Origin of the sequence: Citrobacter sp. HN-141 (genome assembly GCF_033341895.1) — a bacterium.
GTDB lineage: Bacteria > Pseudomonadota > Gammaproteobacteria > Enterobacterales > Enterobacteriaceae > Citrobacter.
The window spans coordinates 71,230-90,348 of sequence record NZ_JAWPBF010000015.1 but is presented as its reverse complement, the minus strand read 5'-3'; the positions used below and the strand labels follow the sequence as shown (position 1 = coordinate 90,348).

Here is a 19,119-nt window from a genome sequence, read left to right as displayed (position 1 = left end):
TGAGCGAGAAACGTTGATGTCGAATTCTTATGACTCCTCCAGTATCAAAGTCCTGAAAGGACTGGATGCGGTGCGTAAGCGCCCGGGTATGTATATCGGCGACACGGATGACGGCACCGGTCTGCACCACATGGTATTCGAGGTGGTAGATAACGCTATCGACGAAGCGCTCGCGGGTCACTGTAAAGATATCGTGGTAACGATTCACGCTGACAATTCCGTGTCCGTTACCGATGATGGCCGTGGTATTCCAACCGGTATTCACCCGGAAGAGGGCGTTTCGGCAGCGGAAGTTATCATGACCGTGCTGCACGCAGGCGGTAAATTCGATGATAACTCTTATAAAGTGTCCGGCGGTCTGCACGGCGTAGGTGTCTCCGTGGTTAACGCCTTGTCGCAGAAGCTGGAGCTGGTGATTCGCCGCGAAGGCAAAGTGCATCAGCAAACTTACGTGCACGGTGTGCCGCAGGCACCGCTGGCGGTAACCGGCGAAACAGAATTGACCGGTACCCAGGTCCGTTTCTGGCCAAGCCACGAAACCTTCACCAATGTCGTTGAGTTCGAATACGACATTCTGGCGAAGCGTCTGCGCGAGCTGTCCTTCCTGAACTCTGGCGTATCCATCCGCCTGCGTGATAAGCGCGACGGTAAAGAAGACCATTTCCACTACGAAGGCGGCATCAAGGCGTTTGTTGAATACCTCAACAAGAACAAAACGCCAATTCACCCAAATATCTTCTATTTCTCCACCGAAAAAGACGGTATCGGTGTGGAAGTCGCGCTGCAGTGGAACGACGGCTTCCAGGAAAATATCTACTGCTTCACCAACAACATTCCGCAGCGTGACGGCGGCACTCACCTTGCAGGCTTCCGTGCGGCGATGACCCGTACCCTGAACGCCTACATGGACAAAGAAGGCTACAGCAAAAAAGCGAAAGTCAGCGCTACCGGTGACGATGCCCGTGAAGGCCTGATTGCCGTTGTTTCCGTGAAAGTACCGGATCCGAAGTTCTCCTCACAGACCAAAGACAAGCTGGTCTCCTCTGAGGTGAAATCGGCGGTAGAACAGCAGATGAACGAACTGCTGAGCGAATACCTGCTTGAGAACCCGTCTGACGCGAAAATCGTCGTCGGTAAAATTATTGATGCGGCACGTGCCCGTGAAGCGGCACGCCGTGCGCGTGAAATGACCCGCCGTAAAGGCGCGCTGGACTTAGCGGGCCTGCCGGGCAAACTGGCAGACTGTCAGGAACGCGACCCGGCCCACTCTGAACTGTACCTGGTGGAAGGGGACTCAGCGGGCGGCTCTGCGAAGCAGGGACGTAACCGTAAGAACCAGGCCATTCTGCCGCTGAAGGGTAAAATCCTTAACGTTGAGAAAGCGCGCTTCGACAAGATGCTCTCTTCTCAGGAAGTGGCGACGCTGATCACCGCACTGGGCTGCGGCATTGGTCGCGACGAATACAACCCGGATAAACTGCGCTATCACAGCATCATCATCATGACCGATGCGGACGTCGACGGCTCGCACATCCGTACGCTGCTGTTGACCTTCTTCTATCGTCAGATGCCGGAAATCGTGGAACGCGGTCACGTCTACATTGCGCAGCCGCCGCTGTACAAAGTGAAGAAAGGCAAGCAGGAACAGTACATCAAAGATGATGAAGCGATGGATCAGTACCAGATTTCTATCGCCCTTGATGGTGCTACGCTGCACACCAACGCCCACGCGCCGGCGCTGGCGGGTGAGGCGCTGGAAAAACTGGTTTCTGAGTACAACGCCACGCAGAAGATGATTGGTCGTATGGAGCGCCGCTTCCCGCGCTCACTGCTGAAGGAACTGGTTTACCAACCGACGCTGGCTGAAGCCGATCTTGCTGATGAAGCGAAAGTGACGGCCTGGGTTTCCCAGTTGGTTAACGTGCTGAATGAAAACGAAATACACGGCAGCACCTGGAACAGCTTTGTGCGTAAAGACGCTGAACTGAACCTGTTCGAACCGGTGATCCGCGTGCGTACGCACGGCGTTGATACCGACTATCCGCTGGACCACGAGTTTGTGACCGGCGGCGAATACCGTCGTATCTGCACGCTGGGTGAGAAACTGCGTGGCCTGATCGAAGACGATGCTTTTATCGAACGTGGCGAGCGTCGTCAGCCGGTTACCAGCTTCGAGCAGGCGCTGGACTGGCTGGTGAAAGAGTCCCGTCGTGGCCTCGCGATTCAGCGCTATAAAGGTCTGGGCGAGATGAACCCGGAACAGCTGTGGGAAACCACTATGGACCCGGAAAGCCGCCGTATGCTGCGCGTTACGGTGAAGGATGCGATTGCCGCTGACCAGCTTTTCACCACCCTGATGGGTGATGCTGTTGAACCGCGTCGTGCATTTATCGAAGAAAACGCCCTGAAAGCGGCGAATATCGATATTTAAGCCAATCTGTAGGCAGGATAAGGCGGTTTATGCCGCCATCCGGCAAGACGTTGTATTGTGCCCGATGGCGCGTTGCTTATCAGGCCTGCAAACGACAACCAATCTACAAAAGGGGAATCCCAATTCCCCTTTCTATCCCCCTTTTCGTAGCTGTTTTTTGAGCGGAATCGCGTTAGCATGAGGACGGACTCATTTAATCCGGGGAACTCATGGCTATCAAACTTATTGCTATCGACATGGATGGCACACTTCTGCTGCCCGATCACACCATTTCACCTGCGGTCAAAACGGCGATTGCCGCGGCACGCGCGCGAGGTGTGAATGTGGTGCTGACCACGGGGCGCCCGTATGCTGGCGTTCACAGCTATCTGAAAGAACTGCATATGGAACAACCCGGTGATTACTGCATTACCTACAACGGTGCACTGGTGCAGAAAGCCGGAGACGGGAGTACCGTTGCGCAAACCGCGCTGAGCTATGATGATTACCGTTTCCTGGAGCAACTCTCCAGGGAGGTTGGCTCGCATTTCCACGCACTCGATCGCAATACGCTGTATACCGCCAACCGTGATATCAGTTACTACACGGTGCATGAGTCTTTTGTCGCGACCATCCCACTGGTGTTCTGTGAAGCAGAGAACATGGACCCGGCGACCCAGTTCCTGAAAGTGATGATGATTGATGAACCAGAGATCCTCGATAAAGCCATCTCGCGTATTCCAGCAGAGGTAAAAGAGAAGTACACCGTGCTGAAAAGTGCGCCGTATTTCCTCGAAATTCTGGATAAACGCGTCAATAAAGGGACTGGCGTAAAATCGCTGGCCGATGCGTTGGGCATTAAAGCGGAAGAGATTATGGCGATTGGCGATCAGGAAAATGATATCGCGATGATCGAATACGCAGGCGTAGGCGTTGCAATGGATAATGCTATTTCGTCGGTGAAAGAAGTGGCTAACTTCGTGACGAAATCCAATCTTGAAGACGGCGTAGCCTGGGCGATTGAGAAGTACGTCCTCTCCTGATACACGTTATGCCTGGCTTCGGCCTGGCATAAAACATTAAGAATGTTATAAAAATCATGTTTGTATTATCAGATGTGAAATCGCACATTAATCCCCCCACTTAGCACGTAACTTCTATACTCTCCCCCCTTCTTTTATATTCGGGCGATTCCTGCCTGCAACTATGTTTCCTTATGACTAACACGCGCATCCGCCTGGTGTTGATGACGTCTTCCTGTTTGGCTTTTCAAGCCTGGGCTGCGACGGATTCTGGCTCAACATTGACACCGCTGTATGACTATCAGGACGATGGTCAGGCTACTTCTTTGCCGACAAAACCCGCGGCTAAACCAACAACAAGCCACGCTGTTTTGCCGTTTTTAGGTGAGGAGGCACGTAAACGTGGCTACGACCTACCTGAGCCGTTTGGCGTGAATATTAACTACATGAATATCAGGCAAAATATTAATGTAGACAGTATTAATTTCAACGGTCTCTCCCTGCGCGGTCACTCATTGGATAACGCGTTTAAAATCAACGTCGGCAATACCCGGGAGAGAAGTAAAACCGAAACCTTAAAACTGGATGCCTGGCTACTGCCTTTTATGAACGTCTATGGTCTGATTGGCTATACCGACGGACACTCTGTTTCGCAGATAGGTGTAGGAATCAAAGGACCACGTAAATACCGCACACCAGCCAATTTGCAGAATCTGGCATTTCAGCTCGACTTTAAAGGCACAACCTACGGTGTAGGAACGACTCTGGTTGGCGGAGTGGGCAACTGGTTTACGGCTTTTGATGCCAACTATACGCAAACGCAGTTCGATATCCTTGATGGCAGTATTAATGCCTTTACCGTCTCTCCGCGCGTAGGTTATCGCTTGACCACTCCCGGCGTGGAGGCCCTGCACATGCCATCCGGCAAGTTAAATCTGTGGGTGGGCAGTATGTATCAGGATGTGCAGCAAGAATTTAGCGGCAGCCTGAACGATCTCACTATGCCTTCTGCGGCGCTGCAAAAAATGGTGGATATTGCGAACAAGGATGGCAATGGTCGCTTCGATGTTAAACAACACCTGCAATCCCCCTGGAACGTGCTGGTAGGCGCGCAATATGAGTTGACCCGCAACGTTAATATCACCACCGAAATTGGCTTCGCCGACCGTAATAGCTTTTTCATGGCGGGAGAGTACCGTTTTTGACGCGCATCGGCCTGCTTCTGTTTTTCTGCCTGTTTGCCGGATGCGTTCAGTCGGCGCTACCGACCCGCAACGAGGTTGACGGCTGGCTGAATACACTGGGCGCCAGCGATAACTTTAACGCCAGTAAAGGTATCGACTGGGGCGTAATGCCGGGGCCGTTTTATACCCCGGAACTGGGGCTGGGGATCGGGACGGCAGTGGTGGGGATGTATCGACCCGATCCGAACGATACGGTGAGTCAAAATTCGACGCTGACGCTGAGCGGCTACTTTAGCTCAACGGGGGCCTTTGGCATCACGATGCAGAATTATGCTTTTTTCGCCGACGATCGCTGGCGTTTCTTTCTCAATGGCGCATTAACCGATACGCCAACCTGGTACTGGGGGCAGGGATTTAGTGCCGGAGATAAAGACAGCCAAAAACAGCAATATACGGCTCAGGTGCTGGATCTACACCCCACGTTGTATCGTCGGGTTGCGCCTAATGTCTATCTGGGCGTCGGCTGGTCGCTGAATGCGCAGCATGCTGCGCAAATGGACGACAACGATCCACCGAAAATTGAAAATACGCCGCAGGGGGCATCGGTTCTCAGTTCCGGGAGTAGCGTGGAACTGAGCTGGGACGATCGTGATTTCGTTCCTAATCCGCGTAAAGGGCAGTATGCCGACGTACGCTATACCCGTTATACGCCCGATGTGGGGAGCGATACCCGGTTTGATGAGTACCAGTTGCACTACAGTCGTTACCACTCCCTGGACGACCAGGACGTACTGGCATGGGAGATGGACGGTGCCTTTACTCAGGGTGACGTGCCGTGGAACATGATGCCGCTGCTCGGTAGCAATCAACGCATGCGTGGTTATTACGAAGGGCGCTATCGGGATAAGAATGTCGTCAGCGGACAACTTGAGTATCGCCGCAAGCTCGATTGGCGGCACGGCGTGGTCGGTTGGCTGGGCGCGGGTACCATGGGGCCATCATTTAGTGCGTTGGACGACGGACGCTGGCTGCCCTCGGCAGGAGTCGGTTATCGCTTTGAATTCAAGCCACGCGTCAACGTACGCCTGGATTACGGCATCGGTAAAGGCAGTAGCGGTTTCTATTTTCAGGTCGGAGAGGCATTTTGAGCAGGTTGCTGAAAACCATGTCGTTACTGGCATTACTTCTCGCAGGCCGCGCTGGGGCGGCACTACCGGTGGCATTAGATCTGGCTCCGCAGGCAACAGCGAGGGCGACCACCGCGTGGCCTGCTATGCCGCCACAGCCACTGCCTAAAGGGTTACGTCCTTGCTGTGCATTTGGCTACAACTTGCATGCACAATTGCTGGGCATGCCGGTACCGTTTTATCAGCTGGATAACGTGGTCCCGGCGGACCACCTTGGATTGCATCAGTACAACGATAGCATGCTGGCCGGGCTGGAAAACCTGACCGGCTTAAGCCGTGAAAATAACGGCATTCTCTACACCGCTCACGGTGGCTTTATTGATACCGCCCACGTGCGTGATACCGCTGATATGACGGTCTATATCTTTAGTCAGATCCTGCCGAAACTGGGGCAGGCGTTTACGCTCGATCTGGATAGCGAACTGGCTCAGCGTCGGTTAGTGTTTAATGCCTTTACACCACCAACCGATCCTGTCGCGCGTTACACGCTGGCAGCCTGGCTGGCCGCTCATCTGGCGTTTCAGGTCGCGGAGTGGCATGAAATTGCGCAATGGTACGGTTTTGAGTCTGTTCCCGGATTTTCTGAAGGTGTTTCTGCTTTTTCGCCAGAAGATCTTTACTCCAACCTGCTTGGTGCCCGCCTGGCGGTGTCACTGATTCTGGAGGGGCAAACAGTTTCTCAGGGGGTATACGAGGTGGCGATGGGAACGGCACTTCGCCAGGCACTGGTCCATCTTGGCGCTCAGTCGCCGGAACTCACCCGTTTCCATTTCGATATGCTGGACGGCCGCTGGTGGAACAGCCGGCGTCGGGTGCCGGAAAAGTATCTGGTGCTGCGGCGTAATTATCAGATGGGGGATAATCGTTTGCCGACACGCGTGCCCGGCGAGCAGGCTGTTCTGCAGCGACTGGCGCTGCCGCACCACTGGCAGGGCGTTGATCTCAATGCTGTCGGAGAGTTGCAACTGTGGCCGGGTACCGCAATGGAGCGGTTACCGTCGCCCATTCGTTACTATACGTTCGAGGACTTCCCCGCTTTGGCGGTGAACGCTCAGCAAGCTGATGCGCTTGCGGCCCGCTAAAGGCTTATGGGATACGCGCTGTGCGTGGTAAAAAGGAGCGGTATTTTTTGTCCGGGACACCGCCATGAAACAAATCACCTTTGCAGCACGTAATCATCAGCTTACCAATATCAACACCTGGACACCGGACAGCCAGTGGCTGGTCTATGACGTGCGCCCTTCCGGTGCGTCATTTACGGGTGAAACTATTGAGCGAGTGAATGTGCAGGACGGCGAGGTTGACGTCATTTACCGTGCTACACAAGGCGCACATGTCGGCGTGGTGACCGTTCATCCTAAGTCTGAGCAGTATATCTTTATTCATGGGCCAGAAAACCCTGATGAAACATGGCATTACGATTTTCATCATCGCCGTGGTGTGATTGCGACCCAGACCGCAGTGGCGAATCTGGATGCGATGGATATTACCGCGCCGTATACCCCAGGCGCGCTGCGTGGCGGTAGTCATGTGCATGTCTTTAGTCCGAACGGTGAGTTTGTTAGCTTCACCTACAACGACCATGTGCTGCATGAGTGTTCTCCGGCACTGGATTTACGTAACGTTGGCGTGGCGGTTCCCTATGGCCCGGTGACTGTGTCAGCAGATCACCCGCGTGAGTACAGCGGTAGCCACTGGTGTGTGCTGGTCAGTCAGACTACGCCGGAACCCAAACCGGGCAGCGATGAGATTAACCGTGCTTATGAAGAAGGTTGGGTAGGAAATCATACGCTGGCCTTTATCGGCGATACGTTGTCTGCCAGTGGCGAAAAAGTACCGGAACTGTTTATCGTTGATTTGCCACGCCATGAAAGCGGCTGGAAACAGCCTGGCGATGCGCCTCTGGAGGGAACGGAAGCAACAATGCCTGCGCCACCAGCCGGCATCGTTCAGCGCCGCCTGACGTTTACTCACGATCGCGCCTTCCCGGGGCTGGTGAATCAACCGCGCCATTGGGTGCGCAGCAATCCACAGGCAGCCGAAATTGCGTTTCTGATGCGTGATGACAACGGTATCGTGCAGTTATGGCTCATTACCGTGCAAGGGGGGGAGCCGCGTCAACTAACCCGGAGCGCCACGGATATTCAGTCGGCATTTAACTGGCATCCGTCGGGGCGATGGCTGGGATTTGTGCTGGAAAACCGAATTGCCTGCTGCGATGCGCAGACGGGAGAGATTGAATTTTTAACGACCAGCCATGGCAACCCACCTTCAGCAGACGCGATTGTCTTTTCTCCTGATGGCCGACAGGTTGCATGGATGGAAGACGTCGACGGTTTCCGCCAGCTATGGGTGACAGAAACCGGACGTTAACTTAAGGCGCAGGCATTTGAGCTGGGGGGATAACGGCGTTGGTGGCTTGCGTTTTCTCCTCGCTCTTTTCTACGCGAGATCGGACCGAGTTATCTTTGCGAAAGAGATCCCACGGGAGCAGTACCGTATCCAGAACTGCAGTAAAAGGCATATCCAGAATAGCCAACGACTTTGTTCCCCAGTTCGTATCGCTATCGCCAATCATTGTGGCGCTGGCACGGGTGCCTGGATAGGTCCCTTCTTTCCCTCCGGTATGTGACATCACGCTGGAGCAGCCGCTGAGAAAAACCATCCCGCTGCACATCATCAGTGTTAACACCATTTTTTTTATCATCATTATTTCATCTGCTAATCATCGTGTTTGCATGGTGAGTTAAAGCGATCCGTTGCGAAAATAACATCACCATCTTGTCGCACTGTGGCGGCAATCGCGATTTAACGATAACGACTGCTCCCCCCAGTGTATGCAATAGACAACAAACTGCAAAAAAAGTCAGAGGAGTACGCTTGAAAAGTTTGTATTAAGACCCATTTTTAGGGTGTAGACAAATGAAGGGCATGCCTGATGGGTGTCCTGGCTACCTGACCTGTCCAAGATGGAAGGTCCAACATTCTCGCTGATTTCAGGAGCTATTGATTATGCGTAACTTTGATTTATCCCCGCTATATCGTTCTGCTATTGGATTTGATCGTCTGTTTAACCTGTTGGAAAACAACCAGGGCCAAAGCAATGGTGGCTACCCTCCGTACAACGTTGAGCTGGTAGACGAAAACCACTACCGCATTGCAATTGCCGTTGCGGGCTTTGCTGAAAGCGAGCTGGAAATTACCGCGCAGGATAATTTGCTGGTGGTGAAAGGCGCGCATGCGGACGAGCAAAAAGAACGTACTTACCTGTATCAGGGTATTGCCGAACGCAACTTCGAACGCAAGTTCCAGTTAGCGGAGAACATCCACGTTCGCGGCGCAAACCTGGTAAACGGTCTGCTGTATATCGAGCTTGAGCGCGTGATCCCTGAAGCGAACAAACCGCGCCGCATCGAAATCAACTAATTTATCTGTCGGGCCGCTTGCGCGGCCCTGCTAAGCACAGGCTTGCCGTCAGGGAGCCGAAAGGTACTTACTCGCTTCTTAGAAGGAGAATATTATGCGTAACTACGATTTATCCCCACTGCTGCGTCAATGGATCGGTTTTGACAAACTGGCCAATGCATTACAAAACGCCGGTGAAAGCCAAAGCTTCCCACCCTATAACATCGAAAAGAGCGATGATAACCACTACCGCATTACCCTTGCGTTAGCCGGTTTCCGCCAGGAAGATTTGGATATTCAACTGGAAGGCACGCGTCTGACCGTAAAAGGTACGCCGCAGCAGCCGGAAAAAGAGACCAAATGGTTGCATCAGGGGCTGGTCACTCAATCATTCAGCCTGAGCTTTACGCTGGCTGAAAATATGGAAGTCTCCGGCGCAAGCTTCACCAATGGCTTGCTACATATTGATTTGACCCGTAATGAGCCTGAAACCATTGCTCCACAACGTATCGCCATCAGCGAACGTCCCGCATTAAATAGCTAAATAGCTCCAAGCCTTTGCCCCGCCAGAAATGACGGGGCTTTTTTGTGCTTTACCACCCATACATTGCGCCTGTACTCTGCGAGAATCCATTTACTTAATGATGTTATTCACAGGGAACAGAAGAATGAGTGATATAGCATTGACGGTCAGCGTTCTGGCATTGGTGGCGGTTGTCGGGTTATGGATCGGCAACATTAAAGTACGGGGCGTTGGTTTTGGCATCGGAGGCGTGCTGTTCGGCGGTATCATCGTCGGACACTTTGTCGATCAGGCAGGGATGACCCTGAGCGGCGATATGCTGCATTTTATTCAGGAATTTGGCCTGATACTCTTCGTCTACACCATCGGCATCCAGGTCGGGCCGGGTTTCTTTGCCTCACTGCGTGTTTCGGGACTGCGTCTGAACCTGTTTGCAGTGCTGATCGTGATTATCGGGGGGCTGGTCACCGCGCTTTTGCATAAGATCTTCGCGATTCCGCTGCCCGTGGTGCTGGGGATCTTCTCCGGCGCGGTCACCAATACGCCCGCACTGGGTGCCGGGCAGCAAATTCTGCGCGATCTGGGTACGCCGGGGGATGTGGTCGATCAGATGGGGATGAGCTATGCCATGGCTTATCCTTTCGGTATTTGCGGTATTTTGCTCACCATGTGGCTGATGCGCCTCATTTTTCGCGTGAACGTTGAGTCCGAGGCTCAGCAGCATGAATCAACGCTGACCAACGGTCATACGCTGATTCAGACGATGAACATTCGTGTGGAAAACCCGAACCTCAATAACATGGCGATTCAGGATGTCCCTATTCTGAACAGCGACAAAATCATCTGTTCACGCCTGAAGCGAGATGAAACGTTAATGGTGCCGTCGCCGGGGACGATTATCCAGATGGGCGACTTGCTCCACCTGGTCGGACAGCCTGGCGATTTGCACAATGCGCAGGTAGTGATTGGGCAGGAGGTTGATACATCGCTGTCGACGCGAGGTACCGACTTACGCGTTGAGCGTGTGGTGGTGACTAACGAACAGGTGCTGGGTAAACGTATCCGCGACCTGCATTTTAAAGAACGTTACGACGTGGTGATTTCCCGTCTGAACCGTGCGGGGGTTGAGCTGGTCGCCAGCAGCGATGCCAGCCTGCAGTTTGGCGATATCCTGAATCTGGTGGGGCGACCTTCGTCGATTGATGCTGTTGCCAATGTTGTGGGTAACGCACAGCAAAAACTGCAGCAGGTGCAGATGTTGCCGGTGTTTATCGGGATCGGGCTGGGGGTGTTGTTGGGTTCAATCCCGCTGTTTATCCCCGGTTTCCCAGTGGCATTAAAACTGGGGTTGGCCGGTGGACCACTGATTATGGCGCTGATTTTGGGGCGTATTGGCAGTATCGGTAAGCTATACTGGTTTATGCCTCCCAGCGCGAACCTGGCGTTGCGAGAGTTGGGGATCGTGCTGTTTCTCGCGGTGGTTGGTCTGAAATCCGGCGGCGATTTTGTGAATACGCTGACGCAGGGCGATGGTTTGAGCTGGGTGGGCTACGGTATTTTCATTACCGCCATTCCGCTGATTACTGTCGGTTTGCTGGCACGTATCTTTGCCAAAATGAATTATCTGACGCTGTGCGGCATGCTGGCAGGGTCGATGACGGACCCTCCTGCGCTGGCGTTTGCTAACAACCTGCATGCCACCAGTGGCGCAGCAGCGCTCTCCTACGCCACCGTTTATCCACTGGTCATGTTCCTGCGCATTATTACCCCGCAACTGCTGGCGGTGCTCTTCTGGGGATTAGGTTAAAACTGACCTGTCCAGCCAGCATATCCAGGAGTGCCTGATGCGCTGTGCTTATCCGACCTACATCGTTCACTGTAGGCCGGATAAGACGCCAGTCGCCATTACCAAGCACATCTCTCTTTTCCATTGCCTCATCACATTACGCTCCCTTTCGTTGGCGAATCAGGTTCATACTTCTTCACTGTTCCGGTATAACGACCAGACGACAATATTGAAGGAGTCGTCATGAAGATTTCCCGCCTTGGGGAAGCGCCGGATTACCGCTTCTCGCTGGCAAATGAGCGTACGTTTCTGGCGTGGATCCGCACTGCGCTGGGTTTTCTGGCGGCAGGCGTTGGTCTTGATCAACTGGCCCCGGACTTTGCTACGCCGGTCATCCGTGAGGCACTTGCTTTGTTGCTGTGTCTGTTTGCGGGTGGTCTGGCGATTTACGGTTATCTGCGCTGGTTGCGAAATGAAAAGGCGATGCGTCTGAAAGAGGACATGCCGTACACCAACAGCCTGCTGATTATCAGCGTCATGCTGACGCTTGTGGCGGTGATTGTTATGGCGCTGGTGCTGTATGCCGGATAGTCGTAAGGCTCGTCGCCAGTCCGACCCTGGTCTACAACCGGAACGGACATCGCTGGCCTGGTTTCGTACGTTGCTAGGCTATGGCGCACTGATGGCGCTGGCGATTAAGCATAACTGGCATCAGGCGGGAGCGTTATTCTGGGTTTCGATAGCTGTGCTGGCAATTGTGGCGATTATTCTCTGGCGCTACACCCGCAGCCGTAACCTGATGGATGTTACGCATAGCGATTTTTCTGAATCTCGTGCGGTGCGTGACAAATTTATGATCTCCCTCGCGGTGTTATCCCTTGCAATACTGTTTGCTGTAACACACGTTCGCCAACTTATCGTATATATCGGGAATTTTGCATGACAGTATGTGAGGACATGGATGTTAGTGAGGGGGTTTTAAAGGTGGTGATTGATCACCAGAAGAGTTTACAACCTATTGGATTGTACCGTGATTTACGACAGGGCGATGTTCGTCTCGTCCAGTTTATCCCCCTGATTAAGCGCGATGAAGCAGGCAACCTGACGGCTGAATCTGTCACACCAGAAGGGTGGGGACAGTTTTTAAATACGATATTTGATATCTGGGTTCGTGAAGATATTAATCGGGTATCTATTCAGCTTTTTGATAAAACGCTGCGTCGATGGTGCGGTCTGGCGATGCAAATTGAACAGCAATTGACCTCACCGCAGAGCGCGCGTTGCCGGTCATGTTCCTTATCGCAATTTTACCGTGGTGATTGCCCGGTGCATGGGGATATCCACGGGGAAAATGTGCTGTGTGCGGGATATCAGGCCTTCTTTGAACACTCATCACCCCATATGCGCGTCATGCGCGATCTGATTAAACAGCATCGCTCACCGATGGAGCTGATGGCGATGCTGCGTTGAGATCAGCGGGGGGTTAGCGTCCTTTTGCCAGGTATTGCGCCATTTCGGTCTCCGGCACCATACCGCCGCCGGTTGCCCATACCAGATGAGTGGCGTTATTGAGCTGCTCTGCGCTGAATCCATGCATCTGCTGGTAATCAGCGGAGGCACAAACGTGCTGCGGGCCAGCCATGCCAGCCAGTGCTGACGGCTCAAGACGAATACCTTCCTCCTGCGCCAGCCAGCCCAGCATGTCATACATGGTCTGGTCTTCCAGCGTGTACAGACCGTCGAGCAGACGTTCCATCGCCCGGCCTACAAAGCCCGATGCGCGACCGACTGCCAGCCCATCTGCCGCCGTCAGGTTGTCGATGCCGATATCCTGCACGGAAATGGTATCGTGCAGTCCGGTGTAAATTCCCAACAGCATGCACGGTGAATGAGTCGGTTCTGCGAAGAAGCAGTGAACGTTATCGCCAAACGCCAGCTTCAGGCCAAACGCCACCCCGCCAGGGCCGCCGCCGACGCCGCAAGGCAGGTAAACAAATAGCGGATGATCGGCATCCACCACGCGCCCCTGCTGGGCAAACTGCGCCTTCAGGCGCTGTCCGGCCACCGCATAGCCTAAGAACAGCGTGCGGGAGTTTTCATCATCGATAAAGAAACAGTTCGGATCGGACTCTGCCGCCTTACGTCCTTGTTCAACTGCCACACCGTAATCTTCTTCATACTCGACAACCGTCACGCCGTGGCTGCGTAGTTTGGCTTTTTTCCATGCGCGCGCGTCGGCAGACATGTGTACCGTCACCTTAAAGCCGATGCGGGCGCTCATGATGCCGATAGACATCCCCAGGTTGCCGGTGGAACCTACCGCGATGCTGTACTGGCTAAAGAACTGTTTGAATTCAGGTGAAAGCAGCACGCTGTAATCATCTTTCGTGGTCAGCAGACCCGCTTCCAGCGCCAGTTTTTCGGCGTGGGTCAGCACTTCATAAATACCGCCACGGGCTTTAATCGAGCCAGAAATCGGCAGGTGGCTGTCTTTCTTCAGCAGAATTTCGCCGTTGATAGGCTGTCCGTACTCTTTTTCCAGCCGCTTCTGCATGGCGGGAATGGCGGCCAGCTCAGACTCGATAATGCCGCCGGTCGCCGCCGTTTCCGGGAAGGCTTTCGCCAGGTACGGCGCAAAGCGCGCCAGACGGGTGTGAGCATCCTGAACGTCATCTTCCGTCAGGCCAACATAAGGTAAACCTTCCGCAAGAGAGGTGGTGCCCGGGTTAAACCAGGTTGTTTCTTTCAGTGCGACCAGATCCTCCACTAACGGATACTGGGCGATAAGTTTTTGCATGTTTTCCATAGGACGTCTCTTTGCGCTTAGATGATAAAGGAAAGCAGGAATGTGCACGCCAGTGCAATCACCGACGCGATAAATGTCGCGGTCGTATAGTATTTAAACGTCTCATTCAGGGTAGCGCCGCAGTATTGCTTCACCAGCCAGAAGAGGGAATCGGTGACGATTGTGCAGCCAATGGCGCCGGAACCGATGGCAATAGCGATGATCTCCGGGCTGACGTTCGGGTAGAGCGGTAGCATCGGTGCCACGATTGCCGTCGCGCCCATCATTGCCACCGTAGCGGAACCGACAGCGGCGTGCAGGATTAACGCCACCAGCCAGGCCAGCAGAATCGGGTGCATATGCATGTTCGAGAGGATCTGCGCGAGAGTATCCGCCAGCCCACTGCTTTTCAGGATAGCGTTGAATGCGCCGCCTGCGCCGATAATCAGCAGAATGTTGGCAATCGAGCCAAAGCCATTTTCAGTATGGGTCAACAGTGCACCCATGCCGATATGCTGGCGTAGACCGAGAATGTAATAGGCCACGAAAACGGCGATAAACATCGCGGTGATTGGGTTACCAATAAACTCCAGCAGCGTATAAACCGCGCTGCCTTTCGCCATATTCAGCTCAGCGACGGTCTTCATCAGCATCAGGCCAATCGGCAGCAGCACGGTAAACAGCGTTGCACCGAGCGATGGCAGTGTACTCTCGTCGCGAACCTTCAGGTCGGAAAACTCAGCCGGAACCGGTTTAAACGGCAGACGGTTGCCGAGGAATTTCAGGTACAGCGGTCCGCCGATTAGCGAGGCCATCAAGCCAACCAGTAAACCGTAAACGATCACTGTACCAATATCGGCACCCAGCTTGTTGGCCACGAACAGGGCCGCCGGATGCGGTGGGACGACGCAGTGCACCGCCATCAGCGCTGTACACAGCGGGATCGCCAGCTTCAGCAGTGAGGTATTGGTTTTTTTAGCGATAGAGAATGCCAGCGGAATCAATAACACCACGCCCACTTCAACGAACAGCGTGATGCCGCAAATCAGTCCGACCAGTACCATAATGACGTCGGCAGAAAGCCAGCGACAACGCTGTAGTGTCAGGCCAATGCGTTCTGCCGCGCCGGACACCTCCATCATTTTGCCGAGAATGGTACCAAGACCGATAACGGCAGCGAGAAAGCCCAGCGTACCGCCGATGCCACTCTCAATGGCGTTGACCATATCCAGCGGCCCCATGCCCATCATGGTACCCACGAAGAAGCTGGCTAACAGCAGCGCCAGAAACGGGTGAAATTTAAACTTCACGATGGTCAAAACGATTAACACGATACTTATCAGCAGCGTGCTCACAACCCAGATTTGAGAGTGCATAACTCACCTTGCCCTGTGATTAACCTGACGTTATAGCCTGGGTCTATTGGACAAAAATAAGGCACAGTCTGACAAACGATAAAAATCCCCTTTCACATGAGCCAGATTGAATCAAAAGAGTGATTTACATCTAATAATGGCCTGATAATGCGATATGGTTCACTCTGATTCATCTTTACGCTGATTTTTACAGCGGATTTTTTTACACTTCGGCGAAAGAATCAGGATGAAAGAGGTGAATATGGACCCCCTTCGCGAAGTCAGAAATCGGCTGCTCAATGGTTGGCAACTCTCAAAACTGTATACCTTTGAAGTGGCGGCCAGGCATCAGTCATTTGCGCTGGCAGCAGACGAACTGTCGTTAAGTCCTAGCGCCGTCAGCCACCGCATTAATCAACTGGAAGAGGAACTGGGCATCCAGCTGTTTGTCCGCTCACATCGCAAAGTCGAACTCACGCACGAAGGTAAACGGGTGTTCTGGGCGCTGAAATCGTCGCTGGATACGCTGAATCAGGAAATCCTCGATATCAAAAACCAGGAGCTGTCCGGGACGCTCACTGTGTACTCACGCCCCTCTATTGCCCAGTGCTGGCTGGTTCCGGCGCTTGGTGACTTTACCCGCCGTTACCCGTCGATTTCCCTGACCATGCTGACCGGGAACGACAACGTCAATTTGCAACGTGCCGGGGTTGATCTGGCCATTTATTTTGACGATGCCCCCTCTGCACAGCTCACGCACCATTTCCTGATGGATGAAGAGATCCTGCCGGTATGCAGCCCGGACTATGCCCGTCGTTATGATCTTACGGGGGCGTTAGTGAATCTGTCGCACTGCACGTTGCTGCACGATAGACAGGCATGGAGCAACGACTCCGGGACCGATGAATGGCACAGTTGGGCGCAACATTATGAAGTGAATTTGCCGACATCGTCGGGTATTGGCTTCGATCGTTCAGATTTAGCGGTGATTGCGGCAATGAACCATATCGGCGTAGCGATGGGACGAAAGAGACTGGTACAAAAGCGCCTCGACAGCGGGGAACTGGTCGCGCCTTTCGGTGATATGGCGCTGAAATGCCATCAACACTATTACATCACCACGTTACCCGGCAGGCAGTGGCCAAAAATCGAGGCATTTATTGGCTGGCTGCAGGAGCAGGTTAAATAAGCGGGCCGCGAATATTTTTTACGCTTTCTCTCTACACCAGGTATCAAAAATCATGCTAAATACGTGATATCACACCTGATGATTTGCGTAAGGACGACCGTGTTAAAGCCGATTGTTTCCCTCTTACTGTTAGCCAGTGCTACCGTGTATGCCGCGCCCCCTGCGCTGACGGCGGGGCTGTATGCGCAGCAGCTTGGGGTTGGAATGGACGTAGACTGGGCGCGCACCGATCGCGGTATCCGCGAGTTCGATCCGCTGGTGGTACGGGATTTCAAGGCGAAGGGGATCTCTCATGTGCGTATTCGTGTGGCGGGTGAGCCAACAGAAGCCAGGCTTATCCATTTGCGCAAGCTGGTAGAGGCTTGCGAGCAATACGGCGTGATCCCGATTATTGCTTATCAGGCCGATGAATATAAAAAAGACCCCAATAGCGGTAACGAAAAAGAGGTGGTTAACTGGTGGGTCGCAGTGGCGCATTATTTTGGGCAAAGCTCGCCGTTGCTGGGTTTTGACCTGATTTATGAGCCTGCCGATAAGCTTAATCACAATCAGACTTCGCTCAATCGGGTGTATGACAAAACCATTCGCACAATCCACGCCATTGCGCCGCAGCGGATGATTTTCATTGCGCCGCGACTGCGCGCGGCACCGGAAGATTTGCCTAATCTGAAATTACCGCCGCAAAGCCAGAATACCGTTCTGGCCGAATGGCATATCTTCCCGTGGGGGCCGCTAAAAAATAACGGTAAGTATCCCTGGACGTCGGGGACTGCGGCAGAAAAAGCCGCCATTCGCGCCCGTATTAATACGGCCATTCACTGGCAACAGAAAACGGGGCACGTCAGTTGGGTGGGGGGCTGGTCACCGGGAGAAACCATCAAAAACACGCCTTCTGCCGCGCAAACTGCGTTTGCACGGTTTATGGCATGTGAGCTGCGCAAGGCGAAGATTCCCTATGCAATCAATGCTGATACGCAGTTTTATGATGGAGAAGAAGGCGCCTGGCGTCCGGCACTGGAGCCGTTGATTAATACGATGATTGCGCCTGAATGTGAAAAGCCCGGCGATAAGCCGGGCCATCATGCGCTTAAACCGCCTGTCCCTGATGCGACACGCGTGACGCCAGCGGCAGCCAACACACAAAAATCAGCAGCCCCATAAGGGTCATCAGCAGCCCGAGGCTGGCTTGTCCGGTCTGCGGTAGCATCGCGGAGAGCCACGCCAGCACGCCAGAGCCAATGTTCTGTAAGCCACCAACCAGCGCGCCGGCAGTACCTGCCAGGAACGGGAAAGGCTCCATTGCGCCGCTGGTTGCCAGTGGGAACAACATCCCCGCACCGAAGAAGAACAACGCGGCAGGAACCAGCAGTGTCCAGACGTTCATCACATCAAACAAACCTGGGATCCACATCATCAACCCGGCAACCAGGCAGCAGGTAACCGACTGCCACATGAGAGTCGAGAAACGCTTGTTCGGGCGACCGGCGAACCAGGCGCCGAAAAACGCCGCCGGGATGGGCAGAATAAACAGGATACTGACCACCATGCTGCTTAAACCGAGCCGTGCGCCCAACAATACCCCGGAGCAGGCTTCGAAGACCGCAACGCCTGCCAGGCCGCCGATCAACATCAGCACGTAACAGGTAAATGTGCCGTTGCCAAACAGGGTTTTGTAGCTGGCAATCAGCCGTGGACGTGGCGCGCCAGCAGGCCGTGTTTCCGGCATCCAGCGCGCCATGCTAAACGTGACACCCGCGCACAGAATCAGCAGAAAAATATAGCAGGCGCGCCAGTTCCACAGCGTATCCAGCATACCGCCAATCAGCGGTGCCAGCAGCGGACTGACCAGGATACCCATGTTTAACAAACTATTCGCGTGGCGCAGCTGAGTACCCTCATACAGGTCTCGCGGTAGGGTTCGCGCCATCACACCGCCGACGCCTGTCCCCATACCCTGGATGGCACTGGCGATAATCAATACCGTCAGACTATGGGTAGTAATGGCGACCAGCGTAGCCAGCATAAAAATAGACATCCCGGCGAGGATCACCGGGCGACGACCTACGCGGTCGGAAAGCGGGCCGTAAAACAGTTGTGACACGCCGTAGGTCAGCAGGTAGGCAGCCATTACGCTTTGCACCGCGCCTTCGCGAACGTTCAGTTCACGCGCCATATCAGCAATCGCGGGGATATAAATGGTTTGCGCCATCTGACCCACCGCCACCAGTAATACCAACATCAACAACAAATTGACGCTTCTATGCCTTTTCATT

General features: G+C 53.8%; 18 protein-coding genes and 1 other annotated feature. Of the genes, 14 read left to right on the top strand and 4 right to left on the bottom strand.

What is annotated here, in order from left to right; genetic code table 11:
- Positions 1 to 16 precede the first annotated feature (16 nt).
- The 6 genes from gyrB to RYZ59_RS18070 all read left to right on the top strand — a co-directional run bounded on the left by gyrB (position 17) and on the right by RYZ59_RS18070 (position 8,176).
- Complete coding sequence (gene gyrB, locus RYZ59_RS18095) at positions 17 to 2,431, top strand: DNA topoisomerase (ATP-hydrolyzing) subunit B (RefSeq protein ID WP_318049840.1); 2,415 nt, start codon at positions 17 to 19, stop codon at positions 2,429 to 2,431.
- Positions 2,432 to 2,640: 209 nt separating this feature from the next.
- Positions 2,641 to 3,453 carry a sugar-phosphatase gene (gene yidA / locus RYZ59_RS18090; protein ID WP_137382189.1) on the top strand — a complete coding sequence of 271 codons (813 nt, stop codon included), beginning with the start codon at positions 2,641 to 2,643 and terminating at the stop codon, positions 3,451 to 3,453.
- A 173-nt stretch (positions 3,454 to 3,626) separates the two neighbouring features.
- Positions 3,627 to 4,637 (top strand): hypothetical protein, encoded by a 1,011-nt coding sequence (locus RYZ59_RS18085; RefSeq protein WP_318049841.1) that lies wholly within the window; start codon positions 3,627 to 3,629, stop codon positions 4,635 to 4,637.
- An 11-nt stretch (positions 4,638 to 4,648) separates the two neighbouring features.
- Positions 4,649 to 5,764, top strand: a complete 1,116-nt coding sequence (locus RYZ59_RS18080; protein WP_411961730.1) for a BamA/TamA family outer membrane protein — start codon at positions 4,649 to 4,651, stop codon at positions 5,762 to 5,764.
- A complete protein-coding gene (locus tag RYZ59_RS18075) occupies positions 5,761 to 6,885 on the top strand; it encodes a DUF4056 domain-containing protein (protein ID WP_318049843.1) in 1,125 nt (374 codons plus the stop codon). The genes RYZ59_RS18080 and RYZ59_RS18075 overlap by 4 nt, the downstream gene beginning before the upstream one ends.
- Positions 6,886 to 6,949: 64 nt before the next feature.
- Positions 6,950 to 8,176 (top strand): DUF3748 domain-containing protein, encoded by a 1,227-nt coding sequence (locus RYZ59_RS18070; protein ID WP_318049844.1) that lies wholly within the window; start codon positions 6,950 to 6,952, stop codon positions 8,174 to 8,176.
- 1 nt (position 8,177) lies between these two features.
- Here the strand turns inward: RYZ59_RS18070 and RYZ59_RS18065 are convergent, their stop codons facing one another.
- Positions 8,178 to 8,510: a YceK/YidQ family lipoprotein gene (locus RYZ59_RS18065; RefSeq protein WP_318049929.1), complete on the bottom strand. Its 333-nt coding sequence runs from the start codon at positions 8,508 to 8,510 to the stop codon at positions 8,178 to 8,180.
- A 239-nt stretch (positions 8,511 to 8,749) separates the two neighbouring features.
- Positions 8,750 to 8,822: a sequence feature (ROSE (Repression Of Heat Shock gene Expression) occurs in the 5'-region of heat shock genes and acts as an RNA thermometer to modulate expression.), on the top strand.
- Here RYZ59_RS18065 and ibpA point away from each other — a divergent pair.
- From ibpA to RYZ59_RS18035, 6 genes are all read left to right on the top strand, one after another.
- Positions 8,816 to 9,229 (top strand): small heat shock chaperone IbpA, encoded by a 414-nt coding sequence (gene ibpA, locus RYZ59_RS18060; protein WP_040231504.1) that lies wholly within the window; start codon positions 8,816 to 8,818, stop codon positions 9,227 to 9,229. (Overlaps the previous feature by 7 nt.)
- Positions 9,230 to 9,323: 94 nt before the next feature.
- Entirely contained in the window at positions 9,324 to 9,752 is a 429-nt protein-coding gene (gene ibpB, locus RYZ59_RS18055; RefSeq protein ID WP_005121488.1) for a small heat shock chaperone IbpB, read from the top strand.
- Between the two features lie 124 nt (positions 9,753 to 9,876).
- Positions 9,877 to 11,538, top strand: a complete 1,662-nt coding sequence (locus tag RYZ59_RS18050) for a putative transporter (RefSeq protein ID WP_318049847.1) — start codon at positions 9,877 to 9,879, stop codon at positions 11,536 to 11,538.
- A gap of 222 nt (positions 11,539 to 11,760) precedes the next feature.
- Positions 11,761 to 12,108 (top strand): YidH family protein, encoded by a 348-nt coding sequence (locus RYZ59_RS18045; protein WP_005121491.1) that lies wholly within the window; start codon positions 11,761 to 11,763, stop codon positions 12,106 to 12,108.
- A complete protein-coding gene (locus RYZ59_RS18040; RefSeq protein WP_137382181.1) occupies positions 12,098 to 12,460 on the top strand; it encodes a DUF202 domain-containing protein in 363 nt (120 codons plus the stop codon). Before RYZ59_RS18045 ends, RYZ59_RS18040 begins: the two co-directional genes overlap by 11 nt.
- Positions 12,457 to 12,987, top strand: a complete 531-nt coding sequence (locus RYZ59_RS18035; RefSeq protein ID WP_318049849.1) for a radical SAM protein — start codon at positions 12,457 to 12,459, stop codon at positions 12,985 to 12,987. The genes RYZ59_RS18040 and RYZ59_RS18035 overlap by 4 nt, the downstream gene beginning before the upstream one ends.
- 13 nt (positions 12,988 to 13,000) lie before the next feature.
- Here RYZ59_RS18035 and dsdA read toward each other — a convergent pair whose 3' ends face one another.
- The gene (dsdA, locus tag RYZ59_RS18030) at positions 13,001 to 14,323 is read right to left on the bottom strand and encodes a D-serine ammonia-lyase (RefSeq protein WP_318049850.1); all 1,323 of its coding nucleotides are present in this window, start codon (positions 14,321 to 14,323) and stop codon (positions 13,001 to 13,003) included.
- A 17-nt stretch (positions 14,324 to 14,340) separates the two neighbouring features.
- Positions 14,341 to 15,678, bottom strand: coding sequence for a D-serine transporter DsdX (gene dsdX / locus RYZ59_RS18025; RefSeq protein ID WP_137382179.1), 1,338 nt, complete (start codon positions 15,676 to 15,678; stop codon positions 14,341 to 14,343).
- A 241-nt stretch (positions 15,679 to 15,919) separates the two neighbouring features.
- Here dsdX and dsdC point away from each other — a divergent pair, with 241 nt between their 5' ends.
- Both dsdC and RYZ59_RS18015 read left to right on the top strand, forming a co-directional pair.
- Entirely contained in the window at positions 15,920 to 16,846 is a 927-nt protein-coding gene (dsdC, locus tag RYZ59_RS18020) for a DNA-binding transcriptional regulator DsdC (RefSeq protein ID WP_318049931.1), read from the top strand.
- 78 nt (positions 16,847 to 16,924) lie between these two features.
- Complete coding sequence (locus RYZ59_RS18015; RefSeq protein WP_318049851.1) at positions 16,925 to 18,007, top strand: cellulase family glycosylhydrolase; 1,083 nt, start codon at positions 16,925 to 16,927, stop codon at positions 18,005 to 18,007.
- Here the strand turns inward: RYZ59_RS18015 and emrD are convergent.
- A complete protein-coding gene (gene emrD / locus RYZ59_RS18010; protein WP_318049853.1) occupies positions 17,934 to 19,118 on the bottom strand; it encodes a multidrug efflux MFS transporter EmrD in 1,185 nt (394 codons plus the stop codon). The two genes, RYZ59_RS18015 and emrD, sit on opposite strands and share 74 nt — an antisense overlap.
- Position 19,119: the final 1 nt, after the last annotated feature.